The 17785-nt window shown below is 70.7% G+C and carries 21 protein-coding genes; 11 read left to right on the top strand and 10 right to left on the bottom strand.

What is annotated here, in order from left to right; all coding sequences use genetic code 11:
* Window positions 1-15: 15 nt before the first annotated feature.
* On the bottom strand, window positions 16-696 hold the full coding sequence (locus OHT57_RS23105; protein WP_189145194.1) for a response regulator transcription factor: 681 nt from the start codon (window positions 694-696) through the stop codon (window positions 16-18).
* Entirely contained in the window at window positions 693-1949 is a 1257-nt protein-coding gene (locus OHT57_RS23110) for a sensor histidine kinase (protein WP_328748390.1), read from the bottom strand. Before OHT57_RS23110 ends, OHT57_RS23105 begins: the two co-directional genes overlap by 4 nt.
* 223 nt (window positions 1950-2172) lie before the next feature.
* Between OHT57_RS23110 and phoU the strand changes: the two genes are divergently transcribed.
* From phoU to OHT57_RS23135, 5 genes are all read left to right on the top strand, one after another.
* The gene (gene phoU / locus OHT57_RS23115; RefSeq protein ID WP_328748391.1) at window positions 2173-2862 is read left to right on the top strand and encodes a phosphate signaling complex protein PhoU; all 690 of its coding nucleotides are present in this window, start codon (window positions 2173-2175) and stop codon (window positions 2860-2862) included.
* A gap of 443 nt (window positions 2863-3305) precedes the next feature.
* Window positions 3306-3554, top strand: a complete 249-nt coding sequence (locus OHT57_RS23120) for an SCO4226 family nickel-binding protein (RefSeq protein ID WP_328748392.1) — start codon at window positions 3306-3308, stop codon at window positions 3552-3554.
* Window positions 3555-3618: 64 nt separating this feature from the next.
* Complete coding sequence (locus tag OHT57_RS23125; protein ID WP_328748393.1) at window positions 3619-4272, top strand: class I SAM-dependent methyltransferase; 654 nt, start codon at window positions 3619-3621, stop codon at window positions 4270-4272.
* Window positions 4273-4470: 198 nt separating this feature from the next.
* Window positions 4471-5154 carry an alpha/beta fold hydrolase gene (locus tag OHT57_RS23130; protein WP_328748394.1) on the top strand — a complete coding sequence of 228 codons (684 nt, stop codon included), beginning with the start codon at window positions 4471-4473 and terminating at the stop codon, window positions 5152-5154.
* Between the two features lie 124 nt (window positions 5155-5278).
* Window positions 5279-5833: a DUF4760 domain-containing protein gene (locus OHT57_RS23135; protein WP_328748395.1), complete on the top strand. Its 555-nt coding sequence runs from the start codon at window positions 5279-5281 to the stop codon at window positions 5831-5833.
* Between the two features lie 29 nt (window positions 5834-5862).
* On the opposite strand, the gene OHT57_RS23140 is transcribed toward OHT57_RS23135, so the two are convergent.
* The 3 genes from OHT57_RS23140 to OHT57_RS23150 are packed head-to-tail and all read right to left on the bottom strand — an operon-like array spanning window position 5863 to window position 7384.
* Window positions 5863-6429: a GNAT family N-acetyltransferase gene (locus OHT57_RS23140; protein WP_328748397.1), complete on the bottom strand. Its 567-nt coding sequence runs from the start codon at window positions 6427-6429 to the stop codon at window positions 5863-5865.
* Between the two features lie 59 nt (window positions 6430-6488).
* A complete protein-coding gene (locus OHT57_RS23145; RefSeq protein WP_328748398.1) occupies window positions 6489-6617 on the bottom strand; it encodes a hypothetical protein in 129 nt (42 codons plus the stop codon).
* A 5-nt stretch (window positions 6618-6622) separates the two neighbouring features.
* A complete protein-coding gene (locus OHT57_RS23150) occupies window positions 6623-7384 on the bottom strand; it encodes a phosphoglyceromutase (RefSeq protein WP_328748399.1) in 762 nt (253 codons plus the stop codon).
* A gap of 163 nt (window positions 7385-7547) precedes the next feature.
* Here OHT57_RS23150 and OHT57_RS23155 point away from each other — a divergent pair, with 163 nt between their 5' ends.
* Window positions 7548-8822 (top strand): MDR family MFS transporter, encoded by a 1275-nt coding sequence (locus OHT57_RS23155; RefSeq protein ID WP_328748401.1) that lies wholly within the window; start codon window positions 7548-7550, stop codon window positions 8820-8822.
* Here the strand turns inward: OHT57_RS23155 and OHT57_RS23160 are convergent.
* A complete protein-coding gene (locus tag OHT57_RS23160) occupies window positions 8797-9222 on the bottom strand; it encodes a DUF2000 family protein (protein ID WP_443053476.1) in 426 nt (141 codons plus the stop codon). The genes OHT57_RS23155 and OHT57_RS23160 overlap by 26 nt on opposite strands.
* Before the next feature lie 58 nt (window positions 9223-9280).
* Between OHT57_RS23160 and OHT57_RS23165 the strand changes: the two genes are divergently transcribed.
* Together OHT57_RS23165 and OHT57_RS23170 are read left to right on the top strand one after the other, a co-directional pair.
* Window positions 9281-10117 carry a helix-turn-helix transcriptional regulator gene (locus OHT57_RS23165; protein WP_328748403.1) on the top strand — a complete coding sequence of 279 codons (837 nt, stop codon included), beginning with the start codon at window positions 9281-9283 and terminating at the stop codon, window positions 10115-10117.
* Between the two features lie 10 nt (window positions 10118-10127).
* A complete protein-coding gene (locus OHT57_RS23170) occupies window positions 10128-10649 on the top strand; it encodes a hypothetical protein (protein ID WP_328748404.1) in 522 nt (173 codons plus the stop codon).
* Between the two features lie 28 nt (window positions 10650-10677).
* Here OHT57_RS23170 and OHT57_RS23175 read toward each other — a convergent pair whose 3' ends face one another.
* Both OHT57_RS23175 and mshA read right to left on the bottom strand, forming a co-directional pair.
* Entirely contained in the window at window positions 10678-11169 is a 492-nt protein-coding gene (locus OHT57_RS23175; RefSeq protein WP_328748405.1) for a YbjN domain-containing protein, read from the bottom strand.
* On the bottom strand, window positions 11162-12499 hold the full coding sequence (mshA, locus tag OHT57_RS23180; RefSeq protein WP_328748406.1) for a D-inositol-3-phosphate glycosyltransferase: 1338 nt from the start codon (window positions 12497-12499) through the stop codon (window positions 11162-11164). The genes OHT57_RS23175 and mshA overlap by 8 nt, the downstream gene beginning before the upstream one ends.
* 319 nt (window positions 12500-12818) lie before the next feature.
* On the opposite strand from mshA, the gene OHT57_RS23185 reads away from it, so the two are divergent.
* From OHT57_RS23185 to OHT57_RS23195, 3 genes are all read left to right on the top strand, one after another.
* The gene (locus OHT57_RS23185) at window positions 12819-13622 is read left to right on the top strand and encodes a class I SAM-dependent methyltransferase (protein ID WP_328748407.1); all 804 of its coding nucleotides are present in this window, start codon (window positions 12819-12821) and stop codon (window positions 13620-13622) included.
* A 256-nt stretch (window positions 13623-13878) separates the two neighbouring features.
* Window positions 13879-14961, top strand: a complete 1083-nt coding sequence (locus OHT57_RS23190) for a C40 family peptidase (protein WP_328748408.1) — start codon at window positions 13879-13881, stop codon at window positions 14959-14961.
* 273 nt (window positions 14962-15234) lie between these two features.
* Window positions 15235-16536 (top strand): PP2C family protein-serine/threonine phosphatase, encoded by a 1302-nt coding sequence (locus OHT57_RS23195; protein ID WP_328748409.1) that lies wholly within the window; start codon window positions 15235-15237, stop codon window positions 16534-16536.
* A 52-nt stretch (window positions 16537-16588) separates the two neighbouring features.
* On the opposite strand, the gene OHT57_RS23200 is transcribed toward OHT57_RS23195, so the two are convergent.
* Both OHT57_RS23200 and OHT57_RS23205 read right to left on the bottom strand, forming a co-directional pair.
* Entirely contained in the window at window positions 16589-16942 is a 354-nt protein-coding gene (locus OHT57_RS23200; RefSeq protein WP_328753295.1) for a DUF2516 family protein, read from the bottom strand.
* Between the two features lie 137 nt (window positions 16943-17079).
* A complete protein-coding gene (locus OHT57_RS23205; RefSeq protein ID WP_328748410.1) occupies window positions 17080-17739 on the bottom strand; it encodes a hypothetical protein in 660 nt (219 codons plus the stop codon).
* Between the last annotated feature and the right edge of the window lie 46 nt (window positions 17740-17785).

A 17785-nucleotide genomic window follows, 5' to 3' on the forward strand; every position in this document is an offset into this window, starting at 1 on the left:
GTGAGGCGTTTGTCTTTACGGCTCGAACTTGTAGCCGAGACCACGCACCGTCACCAGATACCGCGGCGCGCCCGGGTCGGGCTCGATCTTGGCGCGCAGGCGCTTGACGTGGACGTCGAGGGTCTTGGTGTCGCCCACGTAGTCGGCGCCCCAGACCCGGTCGATGAGCTGCATACGGGTCAGGACGCGGCCGGCGTTGCGCAGCAGCATCTCCAGGAGGTCGAACTCCTTGAGAGGGAGGTCGACCTTGGCGCCGGAGACCGTCACGACGTGGCGGTCGACGTCCATACGGACCGGGCCGGCCTCCAGCGCGGCCGGGCTGACCTCCTCGGGCTCGCCGCGGCGGCGCAGGACGGCGCGGATGCGGGCGACCAGTTCGCGGGAGGAGAAGGGCTTGGTGACGTAGTCGTCGGCCCCTATTTCCAGGCCGACGACCTTGTCGATCTCGCTGTCCTTGGCGGTGACCATGATCACCGGGACGTTGGACTTGACGCGCAGCTGACGGCAGACCTCCGTGCCGGGCAGGCCCGGCAGCATCAGGTCGAGGAGGACGAGATCGGCGCCGTTGCGCTCGAACTCGTCGAGTCCGTCGGGGCCGGTCGCCGCGATGGCGACCTCGAAGCCCTCCTTGCGGAGCATGTACGAAAGGGCGTCGGAGAAGGACTCCTCGTCCTCGACGACGAGCACTCGGGTCACGGAAGGACCTCCGGGGCGGGAAGCGGGTCGTAAGAAGCCGACTCGGGGGTGGAATGCCCGTCCTCGTCGTCGAGGTCGGGGTGCTGGAGCGCGCGGTCGCGGGCCGCGCCCGCCTCCGGCAGTTTGAGGGTGAACGTGGAGCCCTGTCCCTCCGAGCTCCACACCGTGACTTCCCCGCCGTGCGAGGCGGCCACGTGCTTGACGATCGCGAGACCCAGGCCCGTGCCGCCGGTCTGGCGGGAACGGGCCGGGTCGACGCGGTAGAAGCGCTCGAAGATGCGCTCCTTGTCCTTGTCGGAGATGCCGATGCCCTGGTCGGTGACGGCGACCTCGATCAGGTCGCCGCTCGGCACCGGTACCCGGCGGGCTGCTATGCCCACGCGGGTGCGGGCGGGCGAGTAGTTGACGGCGTTCTCGACGAGGTTGCCGAGAGCGGCGGCGAGCTGGCCGCGGTTGCCCCAGACCCGCAGTTCGGCCGCGCCGGCGGCGGCCATGGTGATCTGTTTGGTGCCGGCCTGGTGCCGGCAGCGGTCGATGGCCTCGGCGACGAGTTCGTCGACCCGGACCGGCTCGGCGTCCTCCAGGGGGTCGTCGTTCTGCACCCGGGAGAGGTCGATGAGTTCCTGGACCAGGCTGGTCAGCCGGGTCGCCTCGATCTGCATACGGCCTGCGAAGCGCTCCACGGCCTCCGGGTCCTCGGAGGCGTCCATGACGGCCTCCGACAGCAGGGAGAGCGCGCCGACAGGGGTTTTGAGCTCGTGGCTGACATTCGCGACGAAGTCGCGTCGTACCGCTTCGATCCGCCGGGCCTCGGTGAGGTCCTCCACGAGGAGCAGCACCAGCCGGGAGCCGAGCGGCGCCACCCGCGCGGAGACCGCGAGGGCCTCCCCGCGACCGGTTCCGCGCCTCGGAAGGTCCAGCTCCACCTGGCGTATCTCCCCGTCCCTCCTGGTGTCCCGGGCCATCTGGAGCATGGGCTCCACGGAGAGCTTGCCGCCGCGGACCAGCCCGAGGGCGTACGCGGCGGAGCTCGCCTTGACCACGGCGTCGGCCTCGTCGAGGACGACGGCGGAGGAGCGGAGCACGGAGAGGACGGTGTCCACGCCAGGCGGAAGCACCGCGTCCGTGTGCAGCGAGGTACGGGTGGGGCGCTTCTGTTCCCGCTCGCTCCAGCGGAACGCCAGCATGGCGATGACGCCGGTGAGTACACCGGCGATCGCTGCCGCTGCGGCGACCGCCGCGTTCACGTCCATGCCTCCAGGTTAGGCATGGGATCGGTCCTGGCCACAGCGGTAGGAGTGCGAGCTCGAACACTCGTCGCCCAGAGTTCACCTTGGAGCCAGTATTGGTTCATTTGGGAGGCCGGAAACGGACGCGTACAGGGCCGAACGTGGGAGCGTGGGGTACGCAGCACCGGTTTCACGGCCGGTTATGGCCCCTGGAACCCACAGGAATGACGTACGAGAGGGAACCCTGATGCGGGACGCGTACCACGAGGAACTTGATTCGATCGGCGACGGTCTGGTGGAGATGGCCCGCCTGGTCGGCTCGGCGATCGGACGCGCCACGACCGCGATACTCGACTCCGACCTGAAGCTGGCCGAAAGCGTCATCGAGGCCGACCAGAAGGTGGACGACCTCCAGCACGACCTGGAGGCCAAGGCGATAGCGCTCCTGGCCCGCCAGCAGCCGGTGGCGACGGACCTCCGTATCGTCGTCACGTCCCTGCGCATGTCGGCCGACCTGGAGCGCTCCGGCGACCTGGCCCAGCACGTCGCGAAGCTCGCCCGGCTCCGCTTCCCGGAGCGCGCGATCCCGCACGACCTGCACGCGACCATCCTGGAGATGGGCCAGCTGGCGCAGCGCCTGATGGCGAAGGCGGCGGAGGTCATCATCACCAAGGACGTCGACCTCGCGCTCCAGCTGGAGTCGGACGACGACGAGATGGACCTGCTGCACCGCACGCTCTTCCAGCACCTGCTGGACGACAAGTGGAAGCACGGCATCGAGACCGCGGTCGACGTGACGCTGCTCGGCCGCTACTACGAGCGGTTCGCCGACCACGCGGTGTCGGTGGCCAAGCGGGTGGTGTACCTGGTCACGGGTGAGCACGCCGACGATCTCCAGGGGGACATCCAGCCGCCGACGGGGGTGGAGGGGGCCTGAGCCCTCCGGGGTGCGAGGGCTCCTGTGCGGGGCGGGCGCAAGCCTCTGTGCGCCGTTGATGCGCCCAGTGGAGCGGGCATCCAATGGGTACAGGGCCTGATCCCACCGTCGGGACGTCCGGCCCTCGCTTCTAGGAGGGACCCAGACCCATGGCCGAATCCCCCAGCACCCCCCAGCCCGACCCCACGCAGGAACGCCCGACCGAGCAGCCCGCCGCGATCAGGACCCTGACGGTCATCGGCGCGTGCGGCTGCGGTTCGGGCTGCGGGTGCGGGTGCCAGTCGGGCAACCCGTGTCAGTGCGGCTGACTTTCGTACGGCGGTGAAGGGCTCCGGGGTTGCTACCGGGGCCCTTCGTCGTGGGGCCCGCGTGACTGCAACGGTCGCCCCGGGCGGGCGGGAGGCGCAGCATGGAGGGAGTCGGAAGGACAGGAGGTGCGGGCCATGTCGCGCTTCATGGACGTGCACCACGGGATGCAGGGCATCACGGCGGACCAGCTGAACCAGGCTCATCAGGCCGACCTCGCCATAGAGGGAGAAGAGGGCGTGCACTTCGAGCGCGCGTGGGCGGACCCCGAGTCGGGAACCGTCTACTGCCTCTCCGAGGCACCCTCGGCCGAGGCGGTCCAGCGCATCCACGAACGGGCGGGGCACAAGGCGGACGAGATCCACGCGGTGCCGTTCTCGGTCTGACCCGACCCCGGCACCCCGATATATCGGTTGGAGCGGCTCCTGGGCCTCTCGTAGGGTCCCGCGCATGGACTGGCAGAAGTGGCACGACCGTTACGACACCCCCGAGTCACCGCTGGCCCGTCGTCTGCGGTGGGTCCAGGACCGTATCCGCCTGGCGCTGGACGACGCCCCGCCCGGCCCGCTGCGGGTGGTGAGCCTGTGCGCCGGCCAGGGCCGCGACCTGTTCGGCGTGCTGCCCGCGCACCCACGCCGTGCGGACGTCCGCGCCCGGCTGGTGGAGCTGGACCCGGCGAACGTGGCCGCGGCGACCGAATCCGCCCGCGCGACCGGCCTCGACGGCGTCGACATACTCACCGGGGACGCAGCCCTCCTGGACCACTACGCCGATCTGGTCCCTGCCGATCTCGTGCTGCTCTGCGGGGTGTTCGGCAACATCACGGACGCGGACATCGAGCGCACGGTCGAGGCGTGCAGGCAGCTGTGCCGCTCCGGCGGCCGGGTCATCTGGACGCGGCACCGCAAGTCCCCCGACCGGGTCCCGCAGGTCTGCGAGTGGTTCGAGCAGCGGGGCTTCACCCGCGAGTGGCTCACGGAAGCGGAACCGGACCAGGTCCAGTCGGTCGGCGTCCACCGCTTCGACGCGGACCCCGTCCCGCTCCGACCGGGCACGCGTGTCTTCGACTTCGTGGGCTACGAGGCGCTGCGCCCGAGGGCCTGAACCGAAAACAGCTCCGCCGACGACGAGACACCGGGAGGGCTGGTGCCTGATGGCCCATGTCGCCCAGGAGCCGGTACGTCAACACGGTGGGTCGGGTGGGGCCGTCTCCGCGGGCCGGGCCCCTGGTCAGAGGTCGGTGTCAGAGGCTCCCGTTAGCGTGTCGGCGACCAGATCCGACTGCTCTTCGGGAGAACCACCGTGGACATCCTGCTCATCGCCGGCTTGTGGCTCGACGGATCCGCCTGGGACGACGTCGTGCCCGAACTCACCGCGCTCGGCCACCATCCCGTGCCGCTCACTCTCCCGGGCCAGGGCGACGGCGACACCTCCGCGACGCTGGACGACCAGCTGGGAGCAGTGCTGGCCGCGGTTGACGCGGCACCCGGAAAGCCGCTGGTGGTAGGGCACTCCGCAGCAGCGACCCTGGCCTGGCTGGCCGCCGACGCGCGACCGGAGAAGGTGGCCAAGGTCGCCCTTGTCGGCGGCTTTCCCTCCGCCCATGGGCAGGCCTACGCCGACTACTTCGCGATGGAGGGCGGCGCCATGCCCTTCCCGGGCTGGGATCCCTTCGAGGGCGCGGACGCCGCCGACCTGGACCAGCAGGCGCGCGACCGCTTCGCGTCCGCCGCGGTTCCTGTCCCCGAGGGGGTCGCCAAGGGTGTCGTACGACTGACCGACGAGCGCCGTTTCGACGTCCCCGTCGTGGTTGTCTGCCCCGAGTTCACCCCCGCTCAGGCCAAGGAGTTGGTCGCCGCCGGTGACAGTCCTGAGCTCGCCCGCGCCGCCCGCCTCGAGTACGTGGACCTCGACTCGGGCCACTGGCCGATGGCCACCCGCCCCCGCGAACTGGCCCGCGTCCTGGCGGAGGCCGCCAACTCCTAGCGGTGCCCGGTGGGGTGGTCGGGGCACCGCTGACATCGGCCGGCCGGCCACCCAACGTGCGTACAGGGGCCTCGATGTCGGAAACGACCCCGTCAGCAGCGGGTCTTCCGTAAGGTATCCGCCCGTGACGTCGTATGAGCAGTGGTCCTTGATCGCTTCGTTCGGTTCACTGATCGTCAGTGTCGTCGCCTTCGCCGCACTGGCCTGGCAGCTCCTCATGCTGTCGCGCAGCACGAGTCAGGACCACGACAGGCGCCGCAAGCAGGCGACCATGGAGTACCTGACGGCCAACATGGAGCGGCGGAAGGCGCTGTTCGACGAGGGGATACCGCACGAGCGGGATCACGAGGCCATCGCGGCCCTGGTCAGCCTGTCGCTGTCCGACGACGAACGGGCGACGAAACTCATCACGGCGTACCTCACGGCGTTCAACTTCCTTTCTGTCGGCGCGCAGACGGACGCCTTCGACCGAGAGGTCATCGACGAGGCGTGGGGCGGCATCGTCATCTCCGTCTGGAACAACTACCGGCCCTGGATCGAGGAACAGCGGCGTCGGCACGGTGAGCCCCGGGTGTGGGAGAACCTGGAGTGGCTGGCCGGGAAGATGACGCCGCGCCGAACCGTCGTCCCTGCTGGGGGCACGGGAAATCTGCCCCCGCAGGGACAACCTGTGCCGTAGGGAGGCGGTGCGGCAGGGCGGTGCTCGTCCTAGCCACCGCCTGGACGTCCGGGCTCCGGGGTCTCGTCCGCGAAGCCGTGGTCGGCCGGGTGCGTCGGTCGCTGCGCCAGCCAACCCGACACCCTCGGGCCGCCGTTGATCGCTTCCCCGTCCAGGACCGTGCGGACATGCCGAAAGCCCTGGCGGAGGTAGTACGCCTGCAGGCCCTCGTTCGTCGTCCACGCATCGAGGCGGAGCCATGTCGCCCCGGCCCGGCAGGCGCGGTCGCCGGCCCAGTCCAACAGTCGCCCGCCGATGTTCTGCCCCGCGTGCGTCCGTGCCACGGAGAGCTTGTTGATGAACATGGAGGGCTCTGAGAGTTCCTGCTCCGTCCAGAGGCCCGCTTGCACCTCGGAGGTCACGGTGATGGTGGCCGCCGTCGCCGAACCGTCCAGGACGATGAAGACGGTGCCGTCCTCGACGGTCTCCAGCAGCTTGGCCGCCGGGTAGGGAAACTGCCACTGGTCCGTTCCGAGGCGGGAGAGCCAGCCCGCGGCCTCCGTCCGGAAGGCCAGCAGCTGGGGCAGGTCGCTCGGTTGGGCGGGGACGATTCTCACCGGGGCTCATTCTCGCTTCGGGCGGACTCTTCGGGCGGACTCTTCGCCGATCTCGTGGTTCAGCCGGCGGCCATCTCGTCGAGGTACCCGTACCCCATCCACGCCGCCACGCCGAGCGCCCACAGGGGTTCCAGGCCGCGAAAATGCCTCCCGCCCGCGCCATTCGCGCAGGTGGGAGGCATGATCACGGAACCTACTTCTTCTTGCCCTGGTTCTTGACCGCCTCGATCGCTGCCGCTGCGGCGTCGGGGTCGAGGTAGGTGCCGCCCGGGTTCAACGGCTTGAAGTCGGCGTCGAGTTCGTAGGACAGCGGGATGCCCGTCGGGATGTTCAGGCCCGCGATGTCGGTGTCCGAGACGCCGTCGAGGTGCTTGACGAGGGCTCGGAGGCTGTTGCCGTGGGCCGCGACCAGGACCGTGCGGCCCGTGAGGAGGTCGGGGACGATGCCGTCGTACCAGTAGGGGAGCATGCGGACGACGACGTCCTTCAGGCACTCCGTGCGGGGGCGCAGCTCCGGGGGGATGGAGGAGTAGCGCGGGTCGGACGCCTGGGAGAACTCCGAGTCGTCGGACAGCGGGGGCGGCGGGGTGTCGTAGGAGCGGCGCCACAGCATGAACTGCTCCTCGCCGAACTCCGCGAGGGTCTGGGCCTTGTCCTTGCCCTGGAGGGCGCCGTAGTGGCGCTCGTTCAGACGCCAGGAGCGGTGGACCGGGATCCAGTGGCGGTCGGCGGATTCGAGGGCCAGCTGGGCCGTGCGGATCGCACGCCGCTGGAGGGACGTGTGGACCACGTCGGGCAGGAGGTCGGCGTCCTTCAGGAGCTCGCCGCCGCGGACTGCCTCCTTCTCGCCCTTCTCGTTGAGATTGACGTCCACCCAGCCGGTGAACAGGTTCTTCGCGTTCCATTCGCTCTCGCCGTGGCGGAGGAGGATCAGCTTGTACGGTGCGTCGGCCATGCGTATGAGCGTAATCCACGGTTTCGGTCCCCTGCGTGCCCGCTCGGCAGATGGACAGTGAACGGGACGGTTGGCGTCGTCCGTTAATCGAGTGGCCTGCCGTCCCCTCTTCTTCGTAAGGTGTGGCCAGCGTCTGGGCTACTTACATCGTGGGGGATCCGTCATGCCGCTCGCCACCCTGGGACGCGCCGCCCGCGAGACCGTCTCGGGGCTGCCCCGCGCGTTCTGGTGGCTGTGGACCAGCACGCTCGTCAACCGGCTGGGTGCCTTCGTCGCCACCTTCATGGCCCTGTACCTGACCCTCGACCGCGGCTACTCCGCCTTCTACGCCGGTGTCGTCGCCTCGCTGTACGGCCTGGGCGGAGTCGTCTCGTCGATCGGCGCCGGGGTCATGACCGACCGGCTCGGGCGACGGCCCACCCTGCTCGTCGCGCAGTCCGCGACCGCCGTCTTCGTCGCGCTCCTAGGGTTCATGCACCACCCGGCCGCGATCGCCGTCGTCGCGTTCCTGGTCGGCATGGCCTCCAACGCCTCCCGGCCGGCGGTGCAGGCGATGATGGCCGACATCGTGCGGCCCGAGGACCGTGTCCGGGCCTTCTCGCTCAACTACTGGGCCATCAACCTCGGCTTCGCCGTCTCCTCCACGGCCGCCGGGTTCATCGCCGAGTACAGCTATCTCGCGGGCTTCCTGATCGAGGCCGCGATGACCGCCGTCTGCGCGGTCGTCGTCTTCCTCAGGCTGCCCGAGTCGCGGCCCGTCGTGCGGCACTCCACGGAGCCGGTGGACGACGTCGGCCTGCGTACCGTCCTGCGCGACGGACGGTTCATGAGTGTCGTCGGGCTGTCCTTCCTCGTCGCCCTGATCTTCCAGCAGGGTGCCCTCGGGCTGCCCGTCGCGATGGGCGAGGCCGGGTTCACGCCCGCCGACTACGGCCTGGCCATCGCTCTCAACGGTGTGCTGATCGTCGTGCTGCAGATCCCGGTGACCCGCTTCATCCAGGACCGGGACCCCCGGCGGCTGCTCGTCGCCTCGTCCCTGCTCGCGGGATACGGCCTCGGGCTCACGGCCTTCGCCGGATCGGTCGGCCTCTTCGCCCTCACGGTGTGCGTGTGGACCATGGGCGAGATGATCAACGCGCCCACCCAGACCGGGCTCGTCGTCCGCCTCTCCCCCGCCCACGGGCGTGGCCGGTACCAGGGCATGTACACCCTGTCCTGGTCGGTCGCCGCCCTCGTCGCCCCCCTGATGTCCGGTTTCGTCATCGACCGGTTCGGGGCGGAGTGGCTGTGGGGGTCGTGCGCGCTCGTGGGGACGGTGGCGGCGGTGGGATACGCCGTCCTGATGCGCCGGCTGCCGAAGGAGGGGGCCGCCGCCGGGACCGTAGTACGCGAGGAACCGGCCGCCGCGGGTGTCACGGATGCATCCGTGCACCCTTGAGGACCTTGTCCACCGCGTTGCGCGGCCCGTACACGGCGAGGCCCACCAGATCCAGATCGGCCGTCGTGACGGCTCGTACCGCCGCGCGGTTGTCGCGGTCGTTGCCCGTCGAGAACAGGTCGCTCGTGAAGAGCGCGCGTGGGAGCGAGCGGGACAGCACGCGCGCGTGGGCGGCCGTCAGGGTCTCCTTCGTGCCCTCGAAGACCAGCACGGGCTGCCGGAACATCGGCAGATAGGGCACGCCGTCTGCGTCCTCGTAGGGTTCGCCGATCACCTCGGGGGCCTCGGCGCCCAGGCCGCTGACCAGGAACGCGGTGACGTTCAGGCGCTGCCAGGTCTCCAGGTCCTCACGCAGCAGGACGGCGATCTTCGTGTCGAAGCGGATCGGTTCGTTGCTCATGCGACTCATGCGATGAGACTGCCGCGCACCGTACGGCACCGTCTTGTACGTTCCTTACATGGCCGCCCGCAGTGAAGTCACCGCCTGGCGCCCCGCTGTCCCGGGCGTCACCGAGGTCTTCCACGCCCGCTTCACCGAGTACGCCTACCCGATGCATGTGCACGAGGCGTGGACGCTGCTGATCGTGGACGCCGGGGCCGTACGGTACGACCTCGACCGGCACGAGCACGGCACGCCGGACGACACCGTGTCCCTGCTGCCGCCGCACGTCCCGCACAACGGCTCCCCGGCGAGCCCGGACGGCTTCCGCAAGCGGGTCGTCTACCTCGACGGCACACATCTGGGCGACGAGCTCATCGGGCCCGCCGTCGACGGTCCCGATCTGCGGGATCCCGTACTGCGGCGGCGGGTGGGGCAGTTGCACACCGCGCTGACCCGCGCCGGTGAGGAGTTCGAGGCCGAGAGCAGGCTCACCCTCATCGGCGACCGGCTCCGGACCCTGCTGGGGCCGCGGCTGACCGCCGAGTCGCCGCGCCAGGACCCCGCCCTCGCCCGCCGGTTGCGCGAACTCCTCGACGAGCGGGTCGTGGAGGGCCTGTCGCTGGAGAGGGCCGCAGGAGACCTGCAGGCTCATCCGGCGCATCTCGTACGGGCGTTCAGCACCGCCTACGGCATCGCACCGCACCAGTATCTGACCTCGCGGCGGGTCGACCGGGCCCGGGCCCTGCTGCTCGCCGACCGCGGTCCCGCCGAGGTCGCCGCGCTCACCGGTTTCCACGACCAGGCCCATCTCACCCGGCACTTCAAGCGGTTGGTGGGGGTGCCGCCGGGGCGTTACCGGACGAGCGCGAGGAGATCGACGGAAGACATCCGTCCGGTGATCGCCGGCGGTTAGCGTCGCCGGCATGGATGACAGACAGAACTCCTTACCGTTCAGACGTCTCTCCGTCGCCGTCGCCGGGGCGGCCGTCCTGGTCGCCGTCAGTGTCGGCGGTGCCATCGCCGCGAGTTCGGCCGACGAGCCCAGCGCCGAGCCGAGCGTGTCGACCTCCACCGCGCCGGACGAGGGCTCCGGCGGGAGCGTGGGGGTGAGCGAAGGCGGCACCTCGGACGGCAACTCGAACGCCGGCACCTCCGGCGGCACCGACCCGAGCCCCTCCTCCACGTCCCCTGACGATCCCCCGGTCACCGACGGCCCCACGGACGAACCCTCCACTCCGAGCGAGTTGGAGGAGCTCAACCGCCGTATCGCCGAACTCGACAAGAAGATCGACGAGTTGCCCACCAAGAAGGAACTGGCCGACGCACTGCGGGCCTTCGCGGACCAGCTGGACAAGCCGGCCACGCCCGGCGATCCCGACGGGCCGACCGACGAGCCCACCGACGATCCGCAGCCCACCGACTCGCTGCCGCCCGGCACCTCGTAGGCGGCGAAAACCCTCGAGGGCCCGGCGGTCAGTGCTCCGATCGCTGTGTCAGATGCGCGAACGCGTCCAGGTTGCGTGTCGACTCGCCCCGGTCCACCCGCCACGCGTACTCCTTGCGGATCGCGGTGGCGAAACCCAGCTCCAGCAGGGTGTTGAAGCTGCCGTCGGCCGCCTCCAGGACCTGACCCAGGAGGCGGTCGACCTCGTCGGCGGTGATCACGGCGAGGGGGAGCTTGCCGGTGAGGTAGATGTCGCCGAGCTGGTCGACGGCGTAACTCACGCCGTACAGCTTGAGGTTGCGCTCCAGGAGCCAGCGGTGGACCCCGGGTTCGTTCTCGTCGGGGTGGCGGATGACGAAGGCGTTCAGCGACAGGGAGTGGCGGCCGACGAGGAGGGACACCGTCGTCTTCAGCTTGCGGGTGCCGGGGAGCTGGACGACGTAGTTGCCGGGCGCGGGGCTCTCCCACTCCAGCTCGGCATCCTCCAGAACTCCCTCGATGACCTTTCGTGCATCAGCCATGCTGCGAGCGTACGCGACGGCGGTACGACTGGGCCGCGGCCACATACACGTCCGCCGTCGCCGCGGCCGCGGTGTCCCAGCCGAACGACTGGGCGTGCCGGGCGGCCGCCTCACCCATGCGCGACGTGAGTGCCGGGTTGTCCGCGAAATCGCGCAGCACACGTGCGTAGGCGGCCGGATCGTGTCCCCGTACGAGGAAACCCGTCTTCTCGTCGGCCACCGCCACCGGCAGCCCGCCGACCGCCGCCGCGAGGACCGGTGTGCCGGCCGCCTGGGCCTCTATGGCGACCAGGCCGAAGGACTCACTGTAGGAGGGCATGACCAGCACGGACGCGGCCCGGAACCAGTCGGCGAGCTGCTCCTGGCCGACGGGCGGGTGGAACCGTACGACATCCGCGATGCCGAGGCGGGAGGCCAGTTTCTGCAGGCCCTCGGGTTTGGCGAGGCCGCTGCCGCTGAGGCCGCCGACGACCGGGACGAGGAGACGGGAGCGCAGGTCGGGGCGTTGGTCGAGCAGGACGGCGATCGCGCGGAGCAGTACGTCGGGGGCCTTCAGGGGCTGGATGCGGCCCGCGAAGAGGGGGATCAGGGCGTCCTGCGGCAGGCCGAGGCGGGCGCGGGCGGCGGCACGGCCGTCGGCGGGGCGGAAGCGGTCGAGGTTCACGCCGGGGTGGACGACGGCGACCTTGGCGGGGTCGGCGCCGTAGTGCCGGGCGAGTTCCTCGCGCTCCTCGGCGGTGTTCGCGATGAGACGGTCCGCGGCGGCGACGATCTGGGTCTCGCCGATGACACGGGCAGCGGGCTCGGGGGTGTCGCCGTCGGCCAGGTTGGCGTTCTTGACCTTGGCCATGGTGTGCATGGCGTGTACGAGCGGGGTGCCCCAGCGCTGGGCGGCGAGCCAGCCGACATGGCCGGAGAGCCAGTAGTGCGAGTGGACCAGGTCGTAGTGGCCGGGGCGGTGGCCGGCCCAGGCCTGCATCACGCCGTGGGTGAAGGCGCACAGCTGGGCGGGGAGGTCCTCCTTGTTGAGGCCCTCGTAGGGGCCCGCGTCCACGTGGCGGACCAGCACGCCGGGGGCCATCTCGACGGTGGGCGGGAGACCGCCGGTCGTCGCGCGCGTGAAGATCTCGACCTCGATGTTGATCGCGGCGAGGCGCTGGGCGAGTTCCACGATGTAGACGTTCATGCCGCCCGCGTCGCCGGTGCCCGGCTGGTGGAGCGGTGAGGTGTGCACGGAGAGCATGGCGACGCGGCGGGGGCGACGGTGCAGGCGCAGCCGGTGGGGTGCGGCCTGGGAGCGACGCTGGAGCCTGCTGACGTACTGGCTCACGTGGCGTTCCTCCTTGCTGCGGGCATGCCGTTCGGAGGGTTCGGGGCCCTCCAAGGGGGTGCAACACCGGAGGAAGGCATTCCCATTCCGGACGGGGCCGTTTTTGCCGAGGTATTACCGGGTTTCGCTCAACCGTTCGAGGACGGGGCGCGTCGCGGGACTGTGGTGAGCGGTGGGGCGAGGGCGCCACCTCACGGTCCTGCCGCAGCACTGGCGCCGGCGCCCGGCCCCGCAGCCGCCGCATACCCTCGTAGGCATGACGTCCCGTGCCGCCTCCCTCCCCCACTCTCGGCTTCGCTCGAGCGGGGGGACCCCCATCGTGGGCACGGTCACGCGCGGGACGACCAACCCCAACCGGCTGCGCCGCATGGACCGCTGGATCGCGGTGACACACGGCGCCGAACTCCGCCGCGCCGCCGATCCCGTCGCCGTCGACCTCGGGTACGGCGCCGCGCCCTGGACCGCCGTCGAGCTGCTGCTCCGGCTCCGGACCGTGGCTCCACGCACGCGTGTGGTCGGCGTCGAGATCGAACCGGCCCGCGTGGCGGCGGCGAGGCCGTACGAACGGGACGGACTCTCCTTCCGGCACGGCGGGTTCGAGATCCCGGTCCCCCGACGGCCCCTGCTGGTCCGGGCGGCCAACGTGCTGCGCCAGTACGACGAGGCCGAGGTGGCCGCCGTATGGGAACGGCTGTGCGCCCGGCTGGCACCGGCCGACCCGGCACGGGGATCCCGCGGCGGGCTGCTCGTCGAGGGGACCTGCGACGAGATCGGACGCCGGCACGTATGGGTCGCGCTCGGTCCGGAGGGGCCGCGGACGGTCACCTTCGCGACCCGGCTGGGGTCACTGGAGCAGCCTTCCGACCTCGCCGAGCGGCTGCCGAAGGCCTTGATCCACCGCAACGTCCCGGGCGAGCCCGTGCACGCCTTCCTGCGCGACTTCGACCGCGCGTGGGCCGCGGCCGCGCCCTACGCGTCGTACGGCGCCCGGCAGCGGTGGATCCGGACGGTACGGACCCTGACGGCCGACTGGCCGGTGGTGGACGGGCCTTCGCGGTGGCGGCAGGGGGAAGTGACCTTGACGTGGGGGGCGTTGGCGCCGCGCGGGGCACGGCTGTCGTGAACTCCGGTACGCCTCCCCGATGAACCCGGCCCGGCCCGGCGGCCCGGCGAGCGAGCGGGAACGATCTGTGTGAGTCGTTCGTCACAAAGTCGGGGAGATCGTCTTCGGGGGGCGAGGGCGTGGGGAGGCACCGACAAGCGCCGGGCGTGAGGGGATACGCCGGGAAGGCCTACCTCTGTCACTTTCGGCCCTGACGTGGCACGATCCCCCGAGCGCCGTAAGTTACTGACGGTAAATCAGCCTTGGGGGCAGACGTATGGGCACGGGCAAGCGCGGTCTGATCGCTACGGCCGTGACCGTGATCGGCGCGGTCGTCGTGCTCTCGGCACCGGGCACCGCCTTCGCCGTCCCGGACCCGACGTCCACGCCGTCACCCACCGCCTCGCCGACGGCCGCCGTGACCAACAAGGACATCGAAGCCGTACGCCAACAGCTCGACGCGCTCTACCACGACGCGGCCGTCGCCACCGACGCCTACAACGCCGCCGAGGAGAAGGCCGAGCAGCAGTCGGCGCAGATCGTCGCGCTGGCCAAGAAGATCGTCACGGGCCAGGAGAAGCTGGAGAAGCTCAAGGCCCGCGCGGGTGCCGCGGCCGCCGCCCAGTACCGCACGAACGGCCTGCCGGACGAGGCCCAGCTGATGCTGAGCGACGATCCGCAGGAGTTCCTGGACGGCACCGGACGCGTCCTCCAGGGCCAGCGCGCCACCAAGGCCCTGATCGCGGAACTGGCCCGAACCCAGCAGGACTTGAAGCAGTACGCCGACGACGCCTCGGCCCAGTGGACGAAGCTGGAGGCGGGCCGCAAGGCGAAGGCGGCCGCCAAGAAGCAGGTCGAGCAGCAGATCGCGGCGGCCGAGCAGCTCGAGTCCCGGCTGGAGACAGCGGAGAAGGAGCGCCTCGCCGAACTGGAGGAACAGGCCGCCCACACGGCGCAGTCCGCCTGGCTGGACTCCGGCATCCTCGACGAGATCGACGGCAGGGCGAGCGAGGCCGGGAAGATCGCCGTCGAGTACGCGACGACACAGATCGGCAAACCGTACGAATGGGGCGCCGAGGGCCCGGGGTCGTACGACTGCTCCGGACTGACCTCACAGGCCTGGGCGAGCGCCGGGAGGCCCATTCCGCGCACCTCGCAGGAGCAGTGGAAGCAGCTCAGGCATGTCGACGTCAAGGACATGCGGCCCGGCGACCTGATCATCTACTTCGACGACGCCAGTCACGTGGCGATGTATCTCGGCGACGGCGCGATCGTGCACGCCCCGCGGCCGGGGCGGACGGTGACGATCGCCGGGGCCGGGTCGATGCCGATACTCGGGGTGGTGCGGCCGGACGCGTGAGGTGCGCCGGCCGAACCCGTGAGACCTGCGCGATGTGACGCGGGGCACGCCTGACGGCTCCGCAAACCTGCCGCGAACGTGACGTTCGTCATCCCACCGACACCCGCACCTGTCCAACTGCGGTACAGAAAGCGGCATATGACAGTGGCCACCGGTCAAACGGTGTGCCTCACGCCATTCCTTTCCCGCCCCGGCACCCGCTATGGTCCCCGTCGGTGGATCGAGACCCCTCGCTGCACCGTGCCCTCGGGGGGAGGGAAGGAATCCGAGACCATGCCCGTACCCATACCGCGGCAGCGAGCGATCCCGGCCGCGGAGAGTGGTCAGGCGCAGGCCGCACCCCAGGACGGCCTCTCCAAGGAAGCCGCCCCGCACAAGGAAGCCACGGTCGACAACAACGCCGCCACCCAACTGACCCTGCTGGTGATCGAGGACGATCCCCGCGGCTCCACGGTCGCCCCCGAACTCCTGGACCCGACCGGCAGGCCCATGCGCGTCCGCACCGCCCGTAACCTCACCGAGGCGGAGCGGCTGCTCACGGACGACGTGCACTGCATCCTGCTCGACCTCGCGCTGCCCGTGCCCGGCCGCGCGGCCGACGACGACGAGCTCGCCGTACTGCGCCACGTCCTGGAGATCGCGCCCCGGCACGCCGTCCTCGCGCTCACCGCGTCCGGCGACTCCGAGCGCGGCGCGGAGGCGGTACGCGTGGGCGCCCAGGACTATCTCTTCCGGGACGAGCTGGACGGGCGCCTGCTGAGCCGGGCCATCCGGTACGCGGTGGAGCGGAAACGTTCCGACACGGCTGAGCGCAGGCTCGCCGAGGGGCGGCTGCGGGCCCAGGAGAACCGGCGCCTGGAGCGGGGACTGCTGCCCACACCGCTGCTGGAGGGGTCCTCGCTGCGGTTCGCCGCGCGTTACCGGCCGGGACGGTCACGGGCCCTGCTCGGCGGGGACTTCTACGACGTCGTACGGACTCCCGACGGGACCGTCCACGCGATGATCGGCGACGTCTGCGGGCACGGGCCCGACGAGGCGGCGCTGGGTGTGGAGCTGCGGATCGCCTGGCGTGCGCTCACGCTGGCCGGGCTGTGCGGGGACGAGCTGCTCGGCACGCTCCAGGAGGTGCTGGAGCACGAGCGCTCCGACGACGAGATCTTCGCGACCCTGTGCACGGTCGACATAGCACCGGACGGGCGACGGGCGGGGCTGTGTCTCGCCGGCCACCCCTCGCCGCTGGTGGCACGGCCGGGCAGGCCCGCACGCTTGCTGCCGTACGACAACAACGGCCCCGCACTGGGACTACTGCCGGGGGCCCGGTGGCCCCGGATGCAGGTGGAGCTGGGGGCCGAGTGGAGTCTGATGCTCTACACCGACGGCCTGATCGAGGGACATATCGGTCAGGGGCGGGAGCGGCTCGGACAGGACGGGATGGTTTCCATGATCCGTCGCCAGCTGGCCGAGGGGCTGCGCGGAGAGGAACTGCTGCGGGCCGCGGTGAACGAGGTGCGGTCGCTCAACGGCGGCGAGTTGGCGGACGACGTGGCGGTGCTGCTGCTCGACCGGGAGGGCTGAGCGGGGTCTGCCCGTCGGGCCACCGCACTGGATTCAGCTGGGTCGGTGCCGGTCAGCGGCCGCCGTTGTAGGGGCCGTACGGGCCGTCGCTGCTGCTTCCGCCGCCACCACCGCGTCGGCCCCAGCCCTTGCCGCCTCCCGACACCTGCCTGAGAGCCGGACGGACGTCCACGAAGAAGACGATCGTGGCGATGAGGCCGGCGATTTGCAGGAAGAGCACCGGGACGAGGAAGTTCACCACGACCGCGATGCCGAGGATGATCAGCCAGAAACCCTTGTTCTGCTTGTCGGCGGCCCGGTAGGCGTCGCCACGGAACAGCGCGGCCATGACCAGCGCCGCCACGGCGAGAACCAGCATGGCGAGGTAGAGAAGCCCCAGAAACCCTGCGAACCCCTGCATCAGCACAACGTCCACCGCCCGACTCGGCTCGTCAACACACGATTACGCGGTCACCGTACCGGTTCCCGTTCCCGCAAGCTCGCTACCCCGAGAACGGGCCGGGCACTCGGTAAGTGCCCGGCCCGTCCAGCTCCCGCGATGCCTTACTTGACGGGCGGGGTCGTCTTCTTCGCCGTGACCTTGCGCGGCGTGGCCTTCTTGGCGGTCGCGGCCTTCTTCGCCGCGGCGGGGGCCACGGCCTCGGCGGGCTGCGCGGCCGGCGTCGGGGTCGCCACCTTGATCTCGCCCGGCTCGGCCTTCGGCTCGACGGCGACGGCCAGTTCCTCGATCTCCTCGGCGGCCTCGCCACGCCACGTCTTCACGGTCTGCTCACCGTGCTCGGCGACCTTCTCGTAGGTCTCGCGGGCCTTGACGGCGTACTCGGCGGCGACACCGACGCTGCGCAGGGCGAGGTCCTGGGCGGACTCACCGAGCTTCTTCAGGTCGGCGTCGAGGGTGGTGCCGAGCTTCTTGATGTCCCCGTCCAGGCTGGTGATGAACTCGCCGACCTTGGTCTGGAGGGTCTCCTGCGTCTCCTTGACCCTGGCGCCGGCCTCCTTGGCACGGGCCTGGGCCTTCTCCTGGACGGCCTTCGGGTCGGTGCCACGCACCGCGTCGATACGGGCCGGCGCCTCGGCGCGCAGCTGCTCCACCAGGCCGGGCACCTTCTTGGCCTCCTGGAAGGCCAGTTCACCGGCGCCGGCGAGGAAGTAGAGGGGGGTCGGGTCGGTGACGGCCTTGCGGATGTCGTCGGTGATGGCCATGGTGATGGTCCTCCCGGGTCGCGTTCTGCTGAGGGTTTGGGGTCCC

Source organism: Streptomyces sp. NBC_00285, assembly GCF_036174265.1.
Classification (GTDB): Bacteria; Actinomycetota; Actinomycetes; order Streptomycetales; family Streptomycetaceae; genus Streptomyces.